Genomic DNA, 20,486 nt, shown 5'->3' with positions numbered 1-20,486 from the left:
CGTACGGTTCTGTGAGAGGGATGAGGCGTAAGCCTCACCCTACTTGATATCTAGACTCGTTCAAACTACCAGCCATCATTCTAGCGAAAATATCCAAAGATTTATAAACCAGAACCGACAGAATAAGAATAGGTAAAGCAGCGCCTTTATAGCCAGTATCTATAGCTAGTAAGCTAATCAACACAATTCCTATCACGCCAGCTAAAGCAATTAACAACAGACACCATATTTTTGAGTTTTTAGACATGTCCATCTTTCTCCTTTTGATATGACACATTCGTATAATTTATAAAAACAAATTAACAAAAAATACTACTTAGATACAAGGTGTTAATTTATGATACAGTAATACTAAATTACTTTATCATAAGCATAACAATTGGCATAGGAAATAACATGAAAGTACTCAACAAAAGAATAGGGGCGTGCGCACCATTGGTTTTGGCAGCTAGCCTGTTTTGGCACCAATCTGCAAGCGCAGGGTTAATCAATAATGATTTCGCAAACGAATTTGACCATTGGAATGGAGAAGTGGTTAGTTACAACTATCTAGCAGACATGGACAATGTCGCTTCTGGCGACATCACAGCCAGCTATGTAGACAACTTTTCTACGTCAGCTGGTAGTGCAACCCTCACAACATCATTTGATGATGAAAATGATTATTGGAGTGTCGTGTTATTTCAAGATTTTACCTTTGATATTATTGCCCCTAGTAATAGCCTAACACTATCACTGGATGTCTCTTATTCGTTGACCGATGATTTCTTTGACTACGCTTTTGTTGAACTACTTGATTTAGACGACAATTTGGCCGCAATTGACTTAACTTCAGGTGGCGCTTTTGATGTGACTGATTGGTCTGGTGTAAATGCATCGATTCAATTTGGTGTGATTGACGGCGATTTTGACGTTTTCGATTCAATTACAATATCAAACTTAACAATAACAGAAACAACAACTGATGTACCTGAACCAACGTCTGTTGCATTGTTGCTAAGTGGTTTACTTCTATTAGCTCGTCAACGCTGGTTGGGCAAAACAGCCACGAGTGCAAATAATCACACTCACAACAAAGTAGGGGTGTAATCATGCTACCTAAATTACATTCAAGATTTGCATCTGCTGCAAACTGTTGGCGTAGTGTTTTGCTGTTATGCACATTAGTTGTTGCTCAACTCACATTCAATAGCAACGCCCGAGCCGCCGAAGGCGACTGGCAACTGGTAGACCAAGCAAGTATTGAACAAGGCTCACGTTTTTACTTACGTGGTACAGGGTATTACACGGATAACAACATACTGATCACTGGTGATGTGACACTTTCCGAGCAACTCAGATTAGTTGTCACTAGCAGTAGTTTTGCAGTATTAAATGCCGATGGCACAAATGAAGCAGGTTTTCCATACTTTGACGTTGCCGATATAAATACATCGACTCGCATAATATTTACACGCCAACGTGGGGCATTTAGTTATACAGCTGAATTACAACAATTTGTTGAGGCGCCAACTGGCCCAAGCGTTAATAGTGAACTTATCAATTTTAACGATTATGGAGTCCACGACCCGTCTGTTATTAAAGTTGCAGATACTTATTATGTATTTGGTTCACATTTAGCTGCAGCCAAATCAACCGATTTAATGAACTGGCAAGCTGTAAATCCCGGCGATAACTTTACCAATGGTATTTTGTTCGCGCCAAGTTACGCAGATGCACTACCCGAAGCGATTGAATGGACAGGCGGCCATGTTGGCTCTTGGGCATCCGATGTCATTCAGTTAAGTGATGGCAAATTCTATTTTTACTACAACCACTGTGCCAACCCAGGCTCTGGGGTTTGTAATATGCCGCATTCCTATTTAGGTGTCGCTGTATCCGATAACATTGAAGGCCCGTATGTTGACAAAGGGGTCTTTTTGAAATCAGGTACTCTTAGTAGCGTCACCGCCGACGACTTACCAGAGGGCGTAGATGTTTATATTGATGGCCAAATGCCAAATGCGATTGATCCAGCTGTCTATTATGACAAAGACGGTGGATTATGGATGATCTATGGTTCTCATTTTGGTGGTATCTGGGTACTTGAAATGGATGAACAAACTGCCAAACCAAAACCAGGTCAAGGTTATGGTACACGCCTAACAGGTGGTAATTTCTACGCCAATGAAGGTTCTTACATGTTGTACAGCCCAGAGAGTGACTATTACTATCTATTCACCTCATTAGGCGGTTTTGTTGCTGATGGTGGTTACAATATGCGTATATCACGCTCGCGTAATCCAAATGGTCCATTTTATGATGCCGAAGGTTTTAACATGGCTGACGTTTGGGGCGATCCACAACAACATGGTGTAAAACTTATGGGTGGATTTACCTTTGTTGCAGAAGTAGGTGATGAAGGCACAAGCCAAGGTTATTTAGCACCGGGTCACAATTCTGCTTATTACGATGAGACATTAGGCAAACATTTATTAATTACCCATACACGTTTTCCAAACCGAGGTGAAGAACACGCTATTCGTGTACACGAAATGTATATCAATGAAGATGGTTGGCTGGTTACCTCACCTCATAGATATGTACCGATTGAAGGCGATACAAATGTAAACCCTGCAGACATAGTGGGTGACTATCGTTTTATCAATCATGAACATGATACCAACTCAGTAGCAAAAACTTCTGTGTATATTAATTTAACTGCAGACGGGCAGGTAACTGGCGAATATTCGGGGCAATATTTTGTTTCGGCTAATGATCCAAGTCAGATTAGCTTGCAGTTAAATAGCCAAACTGGTTTTGCCGGTGGTACATTTAACGGCGTAATACAGTGGCAATACAATGATATTCTACAGCAGCTTGTGCCTGCATTTACTGCGTTATCTTCAGACGGTATTACAGTTTGGGGCTCAAAATTACCCAATAAAACCACAGCTGAAGTTATTAGCGCGATAACCGACAGTTTGACTTTTAAATCAACTATTACAGCTTCAGCGATAGAATTACCAACACGCGCAACTCGTGCAGCGTCTATTCAGTGGCACAGCTCTCACCCTGACGTAATTGGTGTAGATGGCTCAGTAACCAGACCCGCTGTTGGTCAGGAGGATGCTGTCGTTACTTTAACAGCAACAATTGAAGTGAATGGTGAGCAAGTTGAAAAACAATTTGTGATCACAGTTAAAGCAAGAAGTGTTTACAACCGTGTGGCGCAATTTGAATTTGAAAATAACTTAACGGATAGTTTTGGTGATTTTGCCAACGCAACAACCACTGGCGATAAAATTTATATCCCTGGCGGTAGTGCAAGCTACACAACAGGTATAAACGGCCAAGCCCTGTTGTTAGATGGTACAAATGGTGTGTTATTGCCAAACAATTTAATTTCAAATTATGAATACACAGTGTCGTTTTGGATTAATCCAAACCAAATTACTGGCTTTACCCCTGCATTTTTTGCAGCTGCAGCAACCGATGCTTGGTTAAGCTTTTTGCCACAAGGTTGGGATGGCAATACTATGTTGTGGAGTGGCACAGCTTGGTTTGACGGCACAACCGCAGAGCGTATTTCGACTAACCAGTGGACACATATGGCTTTTTCAGTCAGCAATGGGCTAGTCAAAGTCTATTTAAATGGCGAAGAAAAATATTCAGGTAGCACAATCGCGGATTTATTCTCAAATAATGAGGGTACATTTGCATTAGGTGTTAATTACTGGGATTTACCATTTGATGGATTAATTGACCAACTAAGTATCTATGATGCGACTTTATCGATAAATGAAATTATTGCACTAGATATAAACCAGCTAACCAATAGCCAATTGTTAGACGAGGTCGCTGGTTCAATCAACTTAGGTAACCTGAATGCAGTAACTGACAACTTAAGTTTGCCTCTCACTGGGGAATTTACCTCAAGCATTAGCTGGCAAACATCAGATAGCAGTACAATTACTGCAGAAGGTGTTGTTACACGCCCACAAGTTGGTCAAGCTGATGCTGTAGTTACCCTAACCGCAACTATTGACATTGGCGGAGAACAAACAACTCGCGAGTTTAGCGTGACGGTCAAATCGCTTGGTGCACCAGCAGTTGCTCACGCACATTTTAGTTTTGACAATCATTTAGCTGACGCTAACCGTAATTTCTCTAATGCGAGTATTATAGGTTCAACAATCGGCTCTGTTGGTGGTAATGAAAACTTTGCCGCAGGTGTTGAAGGCCAAGCAATTTATCTTGATGGCAGCACAGGTGTTGCATTACCTGACGGCCTAATTGATAACTATCAATACACAGTATCTTTCTGGGTAAATCCAACCTCAACATCCGTGCATACACCCATGTTTTTTGCGGCAAACAGCACTGAGCAGTGGTTAAGCTTTTTACCGCAAAACTGGTGGGACGGTGGCACAACTATATGGAGTTTTAACAGCGGCAATTGGTTTAACACCCAAACAGGGCCGTTAACGACCAACCAATGGACACATGTTGCATTTACTGTTGATAATGGTTTAGCGAAAATTTATGTAAATGGCGTTGAAAGTGCTTCGTGGAATGGTTTAAGTGATTTGTTCAGCGGCCAAAACGCGACTTTCACTTTAGGGGTAAACTACTGGCCTGATCTACCGTTTAATGGTTATATTGATGAGCTTAAAGTGTTTGATTCAGTTTTAACCGATAACGATATTAGTTTACTTGCAACTCAAGCAAACTAACTTGCAAACTACAAAGCGATAACTGATAAAGTTATCGCTTTTCTGCGCATTATCACAACTTCAGCTAAAGTTCCTTTAAACCCACCTGCTAATAGCTACAACAGAGCTAAACTTATTCTATCGTTTAATTTGTAATTAATTTGTTCCATACTCGGTTATATTAATTATGATTTAGAATTAGTTTGTATTAGGGAATATTATGCACAAGTCATTGTTAGGCTCTGTCGTCTTACTCAGCCTGTTTGTTCATTCGGCGATTGCCGCGCCACAACAAAATATTCCCTCATCATCCGACGTATCCCCACAAATAGTTGGCGGCGAACAAGCACAATCAGGCAGTTGGCCTTTTATGACAGCGCTTGTGCGCACATTAGAAGAAACCGACAGTCAATTGCAAGTCAGCCAAAATAACTTTGAACATACTATTTTCAGTTTTAGCGCCAAAGGCAATATCACAGCCGAATTAGTCGACTGCCAACTCGGTTTAGCCGTATGTACTGACGCCACAGGTAAAATTTGTTTAATTGAAAGAGGACAGAATTTTTTTGTTGAGAAAGTACAAAACTGCCAAGACGGTGGAGGTATAGGTGCCATTATTTTTAATAACGAAGCAGGCCTCTACGGTGGAACATTAGGTGCCGACAATACCACTAACATACCAACATTAGCGGTTTCACAAACTAGCGGTAATAACCTTTTAAATTTAATTGGCCAAACAGCTAACCTATTTATCTCAGAGCAAACGAGCATAGTGGCGCAAGCATCATACTGCGGTGGTACATATTTAGGCAATAACTGGGTGATGACAGCAGCGCATTGTGTCGATTCATCAATTGATGTTAAAGCTAATGTAGGTGAATTTAATTTACTCAATGGTGCAGATAACGCCATCGCCGCCAGCAAAATATTTGTTAATCCCAACTATAACAAGATTACTTTTGAACATGATATTGCGTTAATTAAACTCGCAAGTTCGCCGCAAACTACCGCGAGTATCAGCATAGCAACGGAAGCGCAAACGGCATCGGCAGAGTCAGCGCATTCACCTAGTTTAGTTTTGGGCTGGGGATCAACTCTAGGTTACGAACCAAACGAAACACCACAAATTGTGACTGCTACAACACTTAGGCAAGTTGAACTCGATTTATACAACGCGGCAGATTGTCGGCAAATACTGCGCGAAGCTTTTATTCGAGACAATCCAAACCAGCCTGCACCATCTGTTAATTCAGATTTGGGCATTACCAGCAATATGATTTGCGCAGGTGTGATTGGCGGGGGTAAAAGTGCATGCCAAGGCGACAGTGGTGGCCCTTTAATGTTAAACACTAATTTTGGCTGGCAGCAAGTTGGTATTGTAAGCCACGGTCGAGGCTGCGCTGCCGATGGTTACTTTGGTGTTTATACCCGAACTGCAAATTATGCATCTTGGGTTGATTCAATCGTTAACGGTGTTTCAGTGCAATCCCTTATCAATGTGGGTGCAGCTGGGCTAGATTCGCCTTTTGAATTTGAAGTTGAGTTAGACAACAACAGCAATAGCGTTGTTAACCTAGATTTTTCGTTAAATGGCAGTAATCAATATCAACTAGGCCAACACAACTGCCATGACCTTCAACCGACTCAAAGCTGCCAATTGACCATTCGCTTTTTAGCTAACCAGATTGGTGAGCAGCAAACTGAATTATCTATTAATACCAACAGTACAGTACCTGCAAACAAAGCTTTGTTATCAGCCACCACAATAGCTGTCGCCGAGCAATTTAAATCAACCCCAAACCAACCTGAAAAATTATTAACTTGGTATAGCGGCGGCGACACTATCTGGTCGTACAATCAGGTATTAGATCAGTTTGAAAGTGGTGATATTGACAACTTACAACAAAGTATCTTAATGGCTGAGTTTGAAGGGGCAGGGGTATTAAGTTTTGATTGGGCGGTTGCGTCCGAAGAAAATGTAGACGAGCCGTTTAATCCATTTGATGTATTAGAAGTTTATGTAAATGGCAAAAAAATTGATTTTATTTCAGGATTAGTGGATTTTGATGTGGTGTTAGTAAATGTTGCTGACCCAGGTACAAATCGTGTCAGTTGGATTTATCGCAAAGACCCATTTGAAGCCATGTTTGATGACAAAGGTTATCTAAAAAATATTGTATTTCGACCAAAAGCAGTCGTTGAACCTGAACCAACACCCGACCCTGCTCCTGAACCAAATCCGAGCAATAATCAGGGTAAAAAAGGCGGTACTATTGGTTACTGGCTGTTGGGTGTATTAATTATGTTGTTTTGGCGGCATAGCGGGCTAAAAACAGCTCAACCGTTTGCTCAATAAGGTAGTCATAACGCTGTTGGTTGGGCGTTTCGATTCCATACAACAGCGGATAAAAAATCAGAGATTTTAACTGATAAACAAATTGTTTAGCAGCTAGTTCCAAATCGTCAATAGATAACAACCCATGTTGGCAGGCCTCAGCTAAAAAATTAGGCAAAGCCCCTAAACAACCAATGTGTTGCTGGTTAAGGGTTTGCGCCAATTGCGCATCTTGCAACAATTGGATAAATGTCATTCTTGCGATACGTAAAAATGCATCTGAGGTTAATAAACGCACCTCGGCCTGAGCAATTTGTATCAGTTGTTTGTCAATTGTAATTGTTGGCTCAAAATTAAGCTGCTCGTTACCTTCAACATTAGCCAACATATGATTCAGCACAGCGGCGAACAATAATTCTTTGGTCGCAAAATGATTATACACAGTTCTTTTTGATACTTGGGCAACTTTGGCAACTATATCCATACTAGTCGCATCAACCCCATTGTTGGAAAATAAATCTACTGCTGCATCAATTATTTGCAGACGTTTTTTATCCGAAAGCTTCATATCACTCATCATCACAACTTAAGTTGCGCTAGTTTATCACAACAAAAAATTACACTAAACAGTTTACTTTTATAAAAAGAATAAAGTAAACTGCACCGTGTAGTTTTCGATGGGTTAACTAAATGTTTAAAATTATTTCTGTATTGCTAGTTGGAGTTATTACCATGACACAGTGTATATCGGCAGATAAAGTTAATTATCAATCAGCGCAATTTGCTCAAGACAAATTTGTTAATTCGCAGCCAACCGAGCAGCCTAAATTTAGTAAAACCTTAGCGATATTTTGGCGTTTTATCCGAGAAAAACGCCAACATGCGTCACCTATTTCTGACATTCCAGTTCACAACTTAAGAGTTGAAGATATTGCTGAGCTAAGCAACAACCAAGTGCATATTATTAAGTTGGGACATTCGTCAGTATTGTTAAAACTAGCTGGCGAATTATGGCTCCTTGACCCAGTTTTATCAGAGCGGGCATCACCATTTTCATTTATAGGCCCAAAGCGTTTTCACGCTAGTCCACTAGATGTTACCCAGCTTCCAAAAATAGACAAAGTATTGATTTCACACGATCATTATGATCATCTAGACCAAGATACAATTAAAAAACTAACGCATAACACTGAGCAATTTTTGGTACCTTTAGGTGTAGAGCGCGCACTGAAAAAGTGGGGGATTGCGGAGGATAAAATTTCCGCGTTCGATTGGTGGCAAACAACGAGCGATGATGTAGCGACAGTAACTTTTACTCCAACTCAACATTTTTCTGGTCGGGGTTTATTTGATGGTAATCAAACCTTGTGGGGTTCGTGGGCAATTGCTAGCCGACATGGAAAGATATTTTTTAGCGGCGATTCTGGTTACTTTGCCGGTTTTAAACAAATTGGAGACAAACTAGGTCCGTTTGATCTGACCCTAATTGAAACTGGCGCATATGACAAAGACTGGCACAACATTCATATGACACCAGAACAAAGTGTACAGGCACATTTAGATTTAAATGGTAAAACCATGATGCCAATTCACAATAGTACGTTTGATCTCGCTTTTCATGCCTGGTCAGAACCACTAACACGAGTTAATCAAGCAGCTGAGGATAATTCGGTAACTTTAGCCACGCCAATATTCGGCGAGGTAGTAACCTTAGGTGCATCAAGGCTAAATCAACAATGGTGGTTAACGATGGAGTAGCTGCCTTTGCTAGCAAAAAATCCGATATATGCTGAGTCGAGTTCAAGAATGGACTGTGCTTGTAACACCTAAAAAAGCAATAATGAAGGGCGTTATACGGCTAAATCTACCTCTGGCTTTTTGTCACCCCTAGGGTTACATTAATGCAATGATAAAAGCTTCATTCACAAAGATCTCCAAAAGTTTTATACATCTGGAACCACGTTAGGGATTCAAAAAAAGCACGAGAAAAAGTTACGTCTTATATTGGCTAACTTAGATCAAGCTGAAATTCCTGATGATATGGACTTGCCCGGATTATATATGCATAAACTTAAAGGAGAACGTAAAGATATCTGGTCTGTCCGTGTTAGTGGTAATTGGCGCATTACTTATCGCTTCGTTGGACGGGATGCTGAAATTGTAAATTATGAGGATTATCACTAATGTCTATGCATAATCCAGCTCACCCTGGAGAAATACTGAAAGAATTAGTAATTGAACCTATGGGCGTTACAATTACTGACGTGGCGAAACACCTTGATGTTAGTAGAAAAACATTATCAAAGGTGTTAAATGCTAAAGGTTCAATCACACCTGAAATGGCTGTTCGTCTTGAACTCGCATTTGGAAAACCATCGGCAGATCATTGGCTTAGGTTACAGAATGCTTTTGATTTGTGGCAAACTAGGCAAGCTCAAAATACGCTTCACGTCTCGCCATATAATTTAAAAATGGCTTAGTAGCCGAATAACAAACGCATCAAGGATGGACGCAATAACTTGGCTGCGGCGTTACATTCTTTAAGGAGAGTTTTATGTTTAGATGGATGTTTTTATCTTTATCTATTTTTTCTAGCGCAGCGGTGGCGGACAAAGAGTCTCTTTCCATAGAAACAAGACCACCCGCAAACATTGAATTAGCGTTTCCAAATGAATCCAATATTCAACCAGATGTAAGTGACTTTGCTATTTTAAACTTTGTGCCTATGAGTAACGAACAAGGTGAAAGGTGGGTTGTTATTACCGTCACCAATACCGCGAATGGTCGTCGCACACTAAATCATAATCATGTAATGGCATTAGTTGCGAATGGGAGTAGGATTCATCCGCAAGAATTGGCACAGAGTTTCTTAGCTAAAGAAACACTTTCTATTGTTGTTAACTTTGGGCAAAGCAAATTCCCGTTACTCGATGTCTATGCGAGAACAGGAACATAACAAGTTATTCAGATTAACCACACTCATATCTAGCCAAAGATTTAGTCACTGATAAGTTTTGATACCAGTTGTTAAATACCAAATCAAATTGCTTAAAGGTGACTTGGCCAAATGAATGGCTGCGATAACTTTTGCACAAACTAAGTAGTTTATTGTTATCTTCTAGCGGATGACAAAATCGCACAGCTGTGATGTGCGCTGCCACCAATTTATAGCGAGTATCAAAAGTTGTACGCAAACTACTTGCTTGTAGTGCTTTACGCAATTTTTCGCGAAGCTGCTGCAAACCATTACCAACCGGAAACCCTTGAATGACGATAGATGAAGGGGAAGCTGTTATGCCAACAAATTCTATGCTAATTGGCGCACAATCGTGCATAACCTCGATAAAGAGTTCACGGTAAGCTTCGACATTAACTTCAGTCAACTCAAAACCCGCAATGCAAGAGATAACTGAAAGTAGGGTTAAATGCAGTTCATTGGTTGGATAATAATATTGGCTAGGTTCTAATCTAGCTACCTTTTGGATAAATTGACCAATTTCCTGCGCTAGCGCCTGATTATTGTTTTGTATGTATGCCAGCGCAGTAATGCCTCGACGGCTATCGCCGCTATCGTTAATTAATTTATCCAGTTGATAGCTATTGCTGACAAGCGCTTGTTCAAAGCTTTGCCACATCTGCTGGTAAATCTGTTTTGCCATGCCTAAATAAACTCTATATCTCTAGCGGTACCGTCAGGTGCTATGGTTAAGTTCTGCAGTTAAATATGACTTAACTTCTTAGCAAAACTAAATATTTCTCGAAGTATTTTTACCAACTAAAACAATTATATACAATCTTAAAGCAAGATAAATTCAAGACGCTAGGTCGGGTATAGCTTAAATGTATTTTCAAATATTCAAACGGGCTGTTTGTGCCTAATTACTAGCCGTTTGTTCCTTTCGATTTTTAGCAGTCGAAATGTATTACAAATACTGCTATTTTCATTTTATTGTTTTGCACAATCAAGGTAGCAAGATGAAACTCCAAACAAAGCTATTATTTATTGTTACGCACTCATTTGTCGGATTAGTTGGTTTTGCTGCTGGCATTTATCTACTGCCGATAATCACAGCGCCAAATGTGCCAACCCAATTAGAAATAACACAAGCCTCACAAGGGGCTATGTATACAGGTTATTTTGATAAAAATTTACAAGACAGTGACTTTTTACATTGGGGAGAAGGAGAGGTTTCAATTAGTGATAGTTATATTACATTTAGCGGCGAATTAGCCCCAGGACCTGACTACAAATTATATCTCTCAGCAGAATTTGTTGAAACAGAAGCTGATTTTCTCCGTTTAAAAGACAGCATGCTATCAGTCGGTGAGGTAAACACATTTAATAACTTTATCGTAAAATTGCCTTCGGACATTCAAGTGTCAAACTACACAAGTGTGATAGTTTGGTGCGAGTCTTTCGGGCAATTTATAACAGCAGCCAAGTACCGATAACTTGTTATCCAAAGTTCAGCTTCAAAGGGTGGCCTTATCTACTTTTCCAAGGTTTTGCCACCAGTTAAATCCAGCTAACCACTTCTCTTTTACGTCTACACCGATTAAATACAAACAAGGTACAAAAAATAGCGTAACTAGAGTTGCCATCACAACACCATAAGCAAGTGATACCACCATAGGTACTAAAAACTTCGACTGTTCATTATCACCTGACAACATAGGGATTAAACCGATAAAAGTGGTCAGCGAGGTCAATAAAATAGGTCGGAAACGGTTTGTTCCCGCTTGTAACACAGCGGCAAATGGTGCTATGCCTTGTGCACGTAGTTTATTCAATTTATCAATTAATACTAAGTTATCGTTTACTACAACACCACTTGCTGCCAATATACCTAACATAGAAAACGAACCGTAATAAATGTTATGTCCCCAATGCCCGAGTATAGAGCCTAAAAAAGCAAACGGAATTGCCGACATAATTAACAGTGGCTGGGTATACGAGCTAAAAGCAACCGCCATTAACACATATGCAGCTAAAAATGCCATGCCCTCAAGGAAGATCACTTGATCGATAAATGCCTGTTGGTCTCGATTTCGGCCACTTCTATCCGTTGATATTTCTGGGTTACGTTTCAACCATTGAGGCATAAACTCTTTACGAATACTGTCAATCACAGCAGCACGATTAGATCCAGCATATTCAGCCCAAACCCACACAGTTTTTTTACCGTCACGGCGGGTAATACGGCTCACACCTGGTTTTATTTCCAAATCAACCACAGACATAATTGGAATTTCACGACCATCACGCATACGAACTTTTAGTTTAAAAATAGAGTCGAGTGCTTCCCGCTCAGTGCGCGAATAACGAACTTTCACCCTAGCATCACCACCGTCACGTGGCAGCCTTTGTACTTCTTGACCAAAAAAGGCCTGGCGCACTTGTTTGCTTATTTCACGGACGTTAACACCAGTGCTTTCAGCACCAGCTTTTAGTTTAAGGACAATTTCTTTGCTGCCTTTATCTAAGTTGTCCCTAACCATAAATACATCATCATAAGTTGCAATGTGCTCTTTAAGTTCATTCGCCGCGACTGCCATAGCGTCTAAGTTGTCACCACTAAGCATAAAAGCAATACGTGGATCACGCGTATTCAGTGTGGTTTTAAACTCAATTTCTTCAGCATCTGGAATATCGCCCATAAATTCGGTGAGGAGTGCGGTTGCGCTATCTATATCAATTGCGCGCGCTTGCATGGGCACTAATTTAATAAAACTACGAATGCTGGTATTGCTAATGCGGCTATATACATGTTCAACAAATTCATTGTTGTCGGTGTCTAACTGCGCAATGTGCGCGTTTAACTTTTGCTGCGCTTGATTAATGCTTTGATAAACTTGTTGGACACGTTCAAACGAAGTATTTTCCGGCATATTCACGTTTAAGCGTATTGTGTCAGCTTCAATTTTTGGTTCGAACGACTGCAATATATGGTTGTCGTTTAACAGTTTCAGCGCAAACATAAAACTTAAAATAAATACACCAACCACTAAATAACGCCACTGCAGCAATAAACGCATACAAGGTTGATAAATTTTATTGGCTAAAAAGTGCAGAACATTAGCAAAAGCAAGCTGAATTTGGCTGAGTTTATTTACTCGATTTTGTTTTGGATATTCAGATAAATGTTTTAAATGGCTAGGCAAAATACATAAACATTCAAATAAAGAAAACAAGAGTGCAAGAATAACCACCAAAGCTATAGAGCGGGTAAACTCGGCTGTGCTGCCCGGCAACATAGACATAGGAATAAATACGATAATGGTGGTTAACACCCCGAAGACCACAGGCTTGAATACTTCTTTAACTCCTTGATAAGCGGCTTGTTCACCACTCAAACCATTTTCGTTGGCGCTATGTATGCTTTCGCCAATAACAATGGCATCGTCGACAACTATGCCGATAACCATCATAAACGCGAACAAAGAAATCATATTTAATGAAATATCAAATGAAGGTAATAACCAAAACGCGGCGGAAAATGCTGTGCCTATGCCTAAACTGACCCACAGCGCAATTTTCGGTTGCAAAAAGAGCAGTAGGGTACAAAAAACTAAAATAAGTCCGCTCAGCGCATTATTAAATATGGAGGTTAAGCGGCTTTGATAAGCATTATTCCAGTCTTCCCAAACAGTTAGCGACAAACCTTGTGGTAAACTTTTTTGTTTGCGCTGTATGTATTTATTGATATTTTCAGACATCAACGGAATGTTCATATAATCCGAGTTCATCACATCAATTAATACTGCTGGCTCACCATCAAAAGTAGAGAATCGCCGCGCGGCGATAGGCCCATCAATAATGGTCGCAACATCTCTGAGCCGTAAAATTGCGCCCTGATCATTGTGGCGCAAAATGATATCTTCAAAATCGATTTGATTATTGGCGCGGCTGCGTACGCTTAAGGTATAAGATTCTGTTTCACTGCGGATCACCCCAGCAGATAAATTGACAGATTGACGTTTAATCGCATCAGACACTTCATCAAAACTCAGTTGATAATAACTGAGCTTTTCTTCAGATATTTCAATTGAAATTTCGTCTGCTGAATCACCTGTCACTTCAACCAAAGATATCAAAGGCAGTGAGCCAACCTCACGACGAATTTCGCGCGAAACTTTATTGAGCATGGCTTCGTCCACCATACCATGCAGCGCAATGCGGATCATAGGTTCACGATTCGTGCGTTCTGTCACTATCACTTTGTCCGCATCGGCTGGTAAACCATTTACCGAATTGATTTTTTCACGAATATCATCGGCAAATTTGCGTCTATCAACTTTTTCTTCACCGGTAACTGCGATACGTGCACCACCTTCAAATGAGTTAGACACTACATATTTTATGCCCTCAACATTTTTGATTGCTTCTTCGAAACGAACCACAATTTGGTCTTCAACATCGCGAGGGCCAGCCCCTGGCCAGCGCATTTTAATGTCCATTATAGGCAAACGCACTGTTGGAAAAGGTTCTTTTTCAACCGAATAAAAGTAGCTTAAAACACCAGCGACAATTAACAACAGCATAGCAAGATTTGCCGCCACAGGATTGCGGATCCACCAAGCTAAAATTGAGTTTGATGGCATATTAGAAGGCATTATTCAGTCCTTCTGTTTGACCTGCTGCCGACAAAGTTACTTGGGCTTTTTGTTGTTTGTTGGCATTAATTGGAATAACAGTTAAGCCGTCTGTCGCCATAGCCAAAGAAGAAGTGATAACTTGAGTATTTTGCGGTAAATCAGCAACTATGATGTCGTTTTGATTACGTTGCACCACCTGCGCACTGACAATTTTCAGCTTTTTATTGTCGTCCACCACCCAAAGCTGGCCATTGTTGCGCAACGCAGTTTTGGGCAAAGCGCTGACTTGTTCTATCCAGCTTCCACTGATTTGTGCATAAACAAAACTACCGTTTAACAAGGGTGATTGTGGGTTTTGGTAAGGATTCTGCACTTGTGCAACTAAATAAATTGAACGTGTTTTAGCATCAATATTCGCTTCAGTTCGGACAATTTTGCCTTGCCAACTATTTGCATCTTCACCTAAGCCATCTGTCAGTATCACTGGATAATCAGATTGTTGATAGCTACTAAAAAACGCGCTCGGTAGTTCAATTTGTTTGAGTTCGTCCAAACTCAGGGGTAAGCGTATTTCAAACATGTCGGTTGCGTACAAGCTGGCAATATTGCTACCTTTGTTTACGTATTGATGGTTGCTTACATTCTCCTTGGCAACTCGACCATCAAATGGCGCGTAAATTTTTGTTCGCGTTAAATCAAGCTCAGCCATGGCTAGTTCTGCTTCTGCAGCAGCTAAATTTGCTTTTGCTTGTTCTAGCTGTGGTTGGCGCAATGCTAAAGCACTGGCTTTATTTCTACCTAAGCTAAGCAATTCTGCTTTTGCGGCTTCTGCTTCTGCTTGTGCCAACATAAATTGTTGTTTCGCTTGTGCGACTTTGGCTTGTTTTTGGGTTACGCCTAACTGATAATCACTCGGCTCTATTTCTACTAAAAGTTGGCCCTGTTTTATCACACCTCCAGCAACAAAATTATCTGCTACATAAACTAAATTACCGCTCACTTGCGGTTTAACTTCAATTTGATTCACAGCGTTTACTTCACCTTGACTAACAGCTTTTAACTGAATTCGCTGCTGTTTACTTAAATGGGTGAATACCCGCACTTTTTTAATTTTATTTGGGCGTGATTCAGGCTGTGGTTGATTAGCAGAAAACCAAGCAATACCAGCAAATAAAAGAGACGCTAACAGTGCAGGTGTCACCAACCATTTGACCCAAATCTCCCAATTAATTGATAGTTTTTTATTCGATTTAATGCTATTCATTTGGGAAAACCTCTAAGGGAAAGGGGGCGGCCAATGCAAGCGTTAAGGTTACTCGATTGGAGATAATTGCATGTTGCGCTCTAACCAAATCTATTTCACTGTTAATGCGCCGGCTCTGAATATTAAATATTTCACTACTACTGGCGATGCCTTGTTCGTATTGACTCGTTAACAAGTTTTCTGCCGCGGCAATCTTACTGGTTGCTTGTGCAATAAACTGCTTTCTTTCAACCAAGTCATATTCTGCATACAAAGTTGATTCAATTTCTTTCATCGCTGCCAAAACACGTTTTTGGTAAGCTAGCCAAGCGATTTGCTCACGAGTTTTGTTTTTAAAGTCTATCTGTTCAAGTTGACCCGCATCAAACAATGGCATGGCTATATCTGCAGCCAACCGAGCTAACCAATTGTTCAGATTAAAAATGTCCTTGAAACTATTCTCCGAACTATTTAGCTCTGCGGCTAATTTGAAGCTTGGTAAATATGCTTTAGTACTATGCTGCCAACGACTAAATGCTGCAGATACCTGCATTTCTGCAGCTTTGATATCAGGTCTGCTTGCTAACACATCTGCCGGAGACAGTGTTAAATTGAAATCAGAAACGTCAAGCGGTAATAATCGTAAATCAAGTGGTTTACTTGGATAAAAGCCGAGTAAAATATTTAAGTTTTGTTGACTTTGTTGTAAGCGATTTTTTTGAGTTGATAAGTTAGTTTCAATGTTATGTAAACTGGTTTGTGCTAAATATAAATCAATTGGTTTAGCCAAACCTAGGTCGACACGCTTACTGGTACTTTTTAGTCTATTTTGCTGATTTTCTAAATTAGAGCTTAACAACTCGCTTAGTTGGTGATTAAGCGACAAATCAAGATAAGCGTGAATAACTTGGGCGATTAGAGACTGTTGTGCATTGTGATAATCGGCTTGACTTGCAAACAGCTCTGAGTTCGCTGCTTGTTTTAAATCAGACAGTTTATTCCAAATATCAGCTTCCCAACTAACTCTGAGCTTATGGTTCTGTCTACTTTGAAACTGTTTTTGCTGGCTTGGGTCAAGGGCTTCAGTATAATTCCAACCAGTTGATATGCTAGCATCAGGTAATTGATTAGATGACGCAATATTGAGGTCTGCTTGGCTCAGTTTTAAGCGCTCTGCAGCCAGCTTCAAATCATGATTATTGGCCAAGGCTATGTTAATCAATTCGACAAGCTCATCTGGCAAAGTTTTGAGTGGAGCTGTTTGCGCGACTTTATCGGCTGCAATGGGAGTTATAGCTTGAGTATTTTGCCAACTTTGCGGGAGCTGATAGCTGATATCCCTAGGAACTGAATCAGGGGTTTGACCGCAGCCTGCCAATAGAAGGCTCCCGACCAATAATTTTAAACTTTTTTCCTTGACTCTATTCACTATCAGTTTGCCGTTATCGTTTAACTAAAAACCATTATAAATTTAAGGGTAATACGTTTACACCTAATAAAGTGTAAAGATTGTGCAAAGTCGCGCAGCTGTTCAATTTTTTTCATGAGTAAAATCATAGGCCAAAAATTGGCCTATGCTTCTCTATTGAGTGTTGGTTAGCGAGTTTGCACTCTTATATTGCTGATAATTGGTGATACATTGTTTTGCTTACTGAGCTTTAACTCAAGGGTAAATTGGTAACCACTTGCAAGCTCTGAAACATCTAGGGTCGCGGGAATTTCTTCAACAACGCGAGCAAATCCTGGTTTTGCTTTATAACTCGCTTTTACAGGTGTAAATTCAGTCCACTGATCAACAGCACCATCATTGTTAACATCAACACCGACTCTAGCTTGCACGCCGTCAACCCAAGGCCCTTGGCTGATAAAGTCGTTTGATGAGCGCTGTACGAGCAAATAGAATTGACCTTCAGCAAAGCCGACACTTGGGTCTGGATGAAAACCTTCGCCAATTTCGCCGTCCCAAACAAATTGTTTATCAATATCATCACTACGCCAACGGCCCACTCGCATGCTTTTGTTTTTATCGTGTGGCTCATAGTCACAAAATAGGTAATAGTGTTTGCCTATTTTAATTAAAGTGTAATCACCAAATGCATCTTGTGGTCCTTGATGCTCCTGATAAGTGTACGGAGTCGGATCTGGGCCAAACTCCATCTGGTTCGGGTGTGGTTTGTAAGGCAATATTCTGCCTGTTGGCTTGGTACGCACATCAATGGGTGGCTCATGTTCATGCGGTTCAAACCCATGAATACCATCTGGACTATCAGCATGGCCAGCCAACGGAGAATCTCATTGATGTTTACTTGCATCTATCGGGCTCCAATCTTCATATATCGTGCAGGGAAGTAATTCTGTCAATTATAAAAGCAGTAATTTGGAGTTCCCCAGGCAATATTTGACGTTTTTACTTCAAAAGTTAGTGAAGTAAATCTATCTAATATTGTTAGGAAGAATCAAATCTGGAAAATGTTGTCTGTACTTTTAGAAAATTGAATTAACAATTCACCTAAATAGAATTTGATTGGCTCACGAAAGCAGTCGCTCTGAATTTGGTGCGCATGATAATTTTCACGAAAATTAGCTTGCAAAGTTTCATGTAAGCGCAGCTTAACTAAAAACATTATTTAAAATAGTTTTTGCCTTATACTGGAGTAAGGTTTTATTTACCGTACTCAATCAAAGTCGTATATCAGCCATCTAATTGGTAGCCCCGCACAACAAGCTTGGACGAACCCATAATTTGACATATCAATAAAATCGCCTTTACTTAGTCGAACGGTGGAAGTTCGGACATTAACATGCCAAGAAGCAAAACTTATCGACAACAGCTGCCAGCAACAGTTTTGAATATCGATTATTGGCCTTACCCAATGCTAGACAATAGTAAGTACAGTGAAGAGCAAATCGCCGGGTTTATTCAAAAGGTTAGGGCAGTTAAGATGTATTTCGATGATCAACCACTTACATCTATAGAATCTCAAACTAATCTAAACTCTGGATTCATCATAAAGCTTGTTCAGAAATGTTTACGCGTGGATGACAACGGCGAAATTTACGGTTTCTGTGCACTGTTACCTTACTTTCGAGTAAAAAAATACAAACGAATTGCAAGGACTGACATCAAACCTCTAGTTGGGAAAGGGTATAGCGGATCCTTTACCAAATTGTTGAACGATTATCCTGAATTAAATTCTTTATTGGATAGTCTAGTCTTTAGAAAAATTACAAAAAAAAATCTAAGTAAGGCTTCGTTGACCAACCAAGATATCCACAGAAAATTTATATCAAAATGCCGTGACCTAGGGTTAGAACAAGGGCTAAATTACCCATTTAATACCCTTTCATTAGGGTATCGTTCCATGTGTAGTCATATCCAAAGTTTAAAACGAAATGCTGTTAATTCAAATCTTCGACAGATAGTTGGTGAATCAGCAAAACAAAAATTAGCAATTTCGGATGGTACTGGTAGATTGGCTGTAAAAGTATTAGATAGTGTCGAATGTGATGCTCATCTGATTGATGCGATATTTTGCACTTTACTACCGAGTCCATTTGGTGGCGTAGAGCCCTTTATTTGCAAACGACTATGGCTAATAACCATCCAGGATATATGTACTCGAGCCATATTGGGTTACCACTTGTCTTGGAACGCGGAGGTAACGGCCAGTGACGTTTTAAAGGCAATTAAACATGCATTAACCCCTTGGGAAAAACTTGAGGGGAAATATTTGGGGTATTCACAGCAAGCAGCTTTTCCTTCTGCATTATCCCCTGAATATGCAGGACTATGTTGGAAAGAATTTAAAGTCGATGGAGCTCTTGCAAACATTTGTGCAAAAACAACTCATAAGTTGCAAAGATTAATGGAGATCAATCCAAAAGTCGGCGTACGGCGTAATAAAGATGATAGACCTTTTGTTGAGAGACTTTTCTTAACGCTTGAAGAGCGGGGCTTCCACCGACTTCCAAACACCACGGGGTCTAGTGTAAATGATCCATTGAGAAACTTTCCTGAAAAAGCAGCAATAAAATATTACATACAGGTGGATGATTTACAATATTTAGTCGATACATTACTTGCGAATTATAATGCAACCGAACACCAAAGTATCGGCATGCGTACACCACTAGAGTACTTTCGTTTTTCAATGGAATCGTTGTCTGAACTACCCAATAAAGTTACTAGCGATTATTCTAAATTTTTGAGCACGCAGTCTCAAGAAGTAACGGTAAAAGGTAATATGAAACTTGGTGTAAGGCCATACATTAATTTTTGCTACTCAAAATATCACTCTGATGTTTTAAGGGCATCTTACAAATTTATCAATAAAAAACTTATTATTGAATTTGATGAGGACGACATGAGGGTTGTATCCGCTTATTCCGATGGACAATTCGTCGGTAAACTGAAAGCTAGTTTTCCTTGGAACAATGTACCCCATTCAATGACAATTAGAAAGACAATCAACTCTTTATTAAAGAAAAAGAAAATTGCCCTAAGTCACAACATCAATCCAATAGAAGAGTATTTAAAGTACATAGAAAAAACATCGAAAGGTATGATCTGAACCATTAAAAGTGGACACTTCATTAAGCTACGTTTAATAGTTCATAA

16 protein-coding genes are annotated in these 20,486 nt (G+C 40.0%); 9 read left to right on the top strand and 7 right to left on the bottom strand.

Annotation, left to right across the window (positions count from 1 at the left end; translation table 11 throughout):
* Window positions 1-34 precede the first annotated feature (34 nt).
* Window positions 35-253 (bottom strand): hypothetical protein, encoded by a 219-nt coding sequence (locus tag WSC_RS0102165; RefSeq protein WP_016954271.1) that lies wholly within the window; start codon window positions 251-253, stop codon window positions 35-37.
* A 143-nt stretch (window positions 254-396) separates the two neighbouring features.
* Between WSC_RS0102165 and WSC_RS0102160 the strand changes: the two genes are divergently transcribed.
* From WSC_RS0102160 to WSC_RS21595, 3 genes are all read left to right on the top strand, one after another.
* Complete coding sequence (locus WSC_RS0102160) at window positions 397-1,089, top strand: PEP-CTERM sorting domain-containing protein (RefSeq protein WP_016954270.1); 693 nt, start codon at window positions 397-399, stop codon at window positions 1,087-1,089.
* Between the two features lie 2 nt (window positions 1,090-1,091).
* On the top strand, window positions 1,092-4,715 hold the full coding sequence (locus tag WSC_RS0102155; RefSeq protein ID WP_016954269.1) for a LamG-like jellyroll fold domain-containing protein: 3,624 nt from the start codon (window positions 1,092-1,094) through the stop codon (window positions 4,713-4,715).
* Window positions 4,716-4,914: 199 nt separating this feature from the next.
* A complete protein-coding gene (locus tag WSC_RS21595; RefSeq protein WP_016954268.1) occupies window positions 4,915-7,050 on the top strand; it encodes a trypsin-like serine protease in 2,136 nt (711 codons plus the stop codon).
* Here the strand turns inward: WSC_RS21595 and WSC_RS0102145 are convergent.
* On the bottom strand, window positions 6,995-7,597 hold the full coding sequence (locus WSC_RS0102145) for a TetR/AcrR family transcriptional regulator (RefSeq protein ID WP_026016617.1): 603 nt from the start codon (window positions 7,595-7,597) through the stop codon (window positions 6,995-6,997). The two genes, WSC_RS21595 and WSC_RS0102145, sit on opposite strands and share 56 nt — an antisense overlap.
* Before the next feature lie 164 nt (window positions 7,598-7,761).
* Here WSC_RS0102145 and WSC_RS0102140 point away from each other — a divergent pair, with 164 nt between their 5' ends.
* The 4 genes from WSC_RS0102140 (at window position 7,762) to WSC_RS0102125 (ending at window position 9,985) form a co-directional block, all read left to right on the top strand.
* Window positions 7,762-8,787 (top strand): MBL fold metallo-hydrolase, encoded by a 1,026-nt coding sequence (locus WSC_RS0102140; protein WP_040393684.1) that lies wholly within the window; start codon window positions 7,762-7,764, stop codon window positions 8,785-8,787.
* A 162-nt stretch (window positions 8,788-8,949) separates the two neighbouring features.
* Entirely contained in the window at window positions 8,950-9,213 is a 264-nt protein-coding gene (locus WSC_RS0102135; protein ID WP_026016616.1) for a type II toxin-antitoxin system RelE/ParE family toxin, read from the top strand.
* Window positions 9,213-9,509, top strand: coding sequence for a HigA family addiction module antitoxin (locus tag WSC_RS0102130; RefSeq protein ID WP_016954264.1), 297 nt, complete (start codon window positions 9,213-9,215; stop codon window positions 9,507-9,509). Before WSC_RS0102135 ends, WSC_RS0102130 begins: the two co-directional genes overlap by 1 nt.
* 74 nt (window positions 9,510-9,583) lie before the next feature.
* Window positions 9,584-9,985: a hypothetical protein gene (locus WSC_RS0102125; RefSeq protein WP_016954263.1), complete on the top strand. Its 402-nt coding sequence runs from the start codon at window positions 9,584-9,586 to the stop codon at window positions 9,983-9,985.
* 13 nt (window positions 9,986-9,998) lie between these two features.
* On the opposite strand, the gene WSC_RS0102120 is transcribed toward WSC_RS0102125, so the two are convergent.
* Window positions 9,999-10,688: a 2'-5' RNA ligase family protein gene (locus WSC_RS0102120; RefSeq protein WP_016954262.1), complete on the bottom strand. Its 690-nt coding sequence runs from the start codon at window positions 10,686-10,688 to the stop codon at window positions 9,999-10,001.
* 316 nt (window positions 10,689-11,004) lie between these two features.
* Here WSC_RS0102120 and WSC_RS0102115 point away from each other — a divergent pair, with 316 nt between their 5' ends.
* Window positions 11,005-11,481 carry a DM13 domain-containing protein gene (locus WSC_RS0102115; protein WP_026016615.1) on the top strand — a complete coding sequence of 159 codons (477 nt, stop codon included), beginning with the start codon at window positions 11,005-11,007 and terminating at the stop codon, window positions 11,479-11,481.
* A 21-nt stretch (window positions 11,482-11,502) separates the two neighbouring features.
* On the opposite strand, the gene WSC_RS0102110 is transcribed toward WSC_RS0102115, so the two are convergent.
* The 4 genes from WSC_RS0102110 to WSC_RS21590 form a co-directional block, all read right to left on the bottom strand.
* Window positions 11,503-14,643, bottom strand: a complete 3,141-nt coding sequence (locus WSC_RS0102110) for an efflux RND transporter permease subunit (RefSeq protein ID WP_016954260.1) — start codon at window positions 14,641-14,643, stop codon at window positions 11,503-11,505.
* The gene (locus tag WSC_RS0102105; protein ID WP_016954259.1) at window positions 14,633-15,889 is read right to left on the bottom strand and encodes an efflux RND transporter periplasmic adaptor subunit; all 1,257 of its coding nucleotides are present in this window, start codon (window positions 15,887-15,889) and stop codon (window positions 14,633-14,635) included. The genes WSC_RS0102110 and WSC_RS0102105 overlap by 11 nt, the downstream gene beginning before the upstream one ends.
* Window positions 15,882-17,297, bottom strand: coding sequence for a TolC family protein (locus WSC_RS0102100; protein ID WP_082196097.1), 1,416 nt, complete (start codon window positions 17,295-17,297; stop codon window positions 15,882-15,884). The genes WSC_RS0102105 and WSC_RS0102100 overlap by 8 nt, the downstream gene beginning before the upstream one ends.
* A 167-nt stretch (window positions 17,298-17,464) precedes the next feature.
* Window positions 17,465-18,151: a hypothetical protein gene (locus WSC_RS21590; RefSeq protein ID WP_016954257.1), complete on the bottom strand. Its 687-nt coding sequence runs from the start codon at window positions 18,149-18,151 to the stop codon at window positions 17,465-17,467.
* Between the two features lie 518 nt (window positions 18,152-18,669).
* Between WSC_RS21590 and WSC_RS23825 the strand changes: the two genes are divergently transcribed.
* Window positions 18,670-20,439 carry a hypothetical protein gene (locus WSC_RS23825; RefSeq protein ID WP_016954255.1) on the top strand — a complete coding sequence of 590 codons (1,770 nt, stop codon included), beginning with the start codon at window positions 18,670-18,672 and terminating at the stop codon, window positions 20,437-20,439.
* The last annotated feature ends 47 nt before the right edge of the window (window positions 20,440-20,486 follow it).

Origin of the sequence: Catenovulum agarivorans YM01, assembly GCF_000281085.1 — a bacterium.
In the GTDB taxonomy this organism is placed as follows: Bacteria; Pseudomonadota; Gammaproteobacteria; order Enterobacterales; family Alteromonadaceae; genus Catenovulum; species Catenovulum agarivorans.
This window is presented reverse-complemented; position numbering and strand designations above follow the sequence as displayed.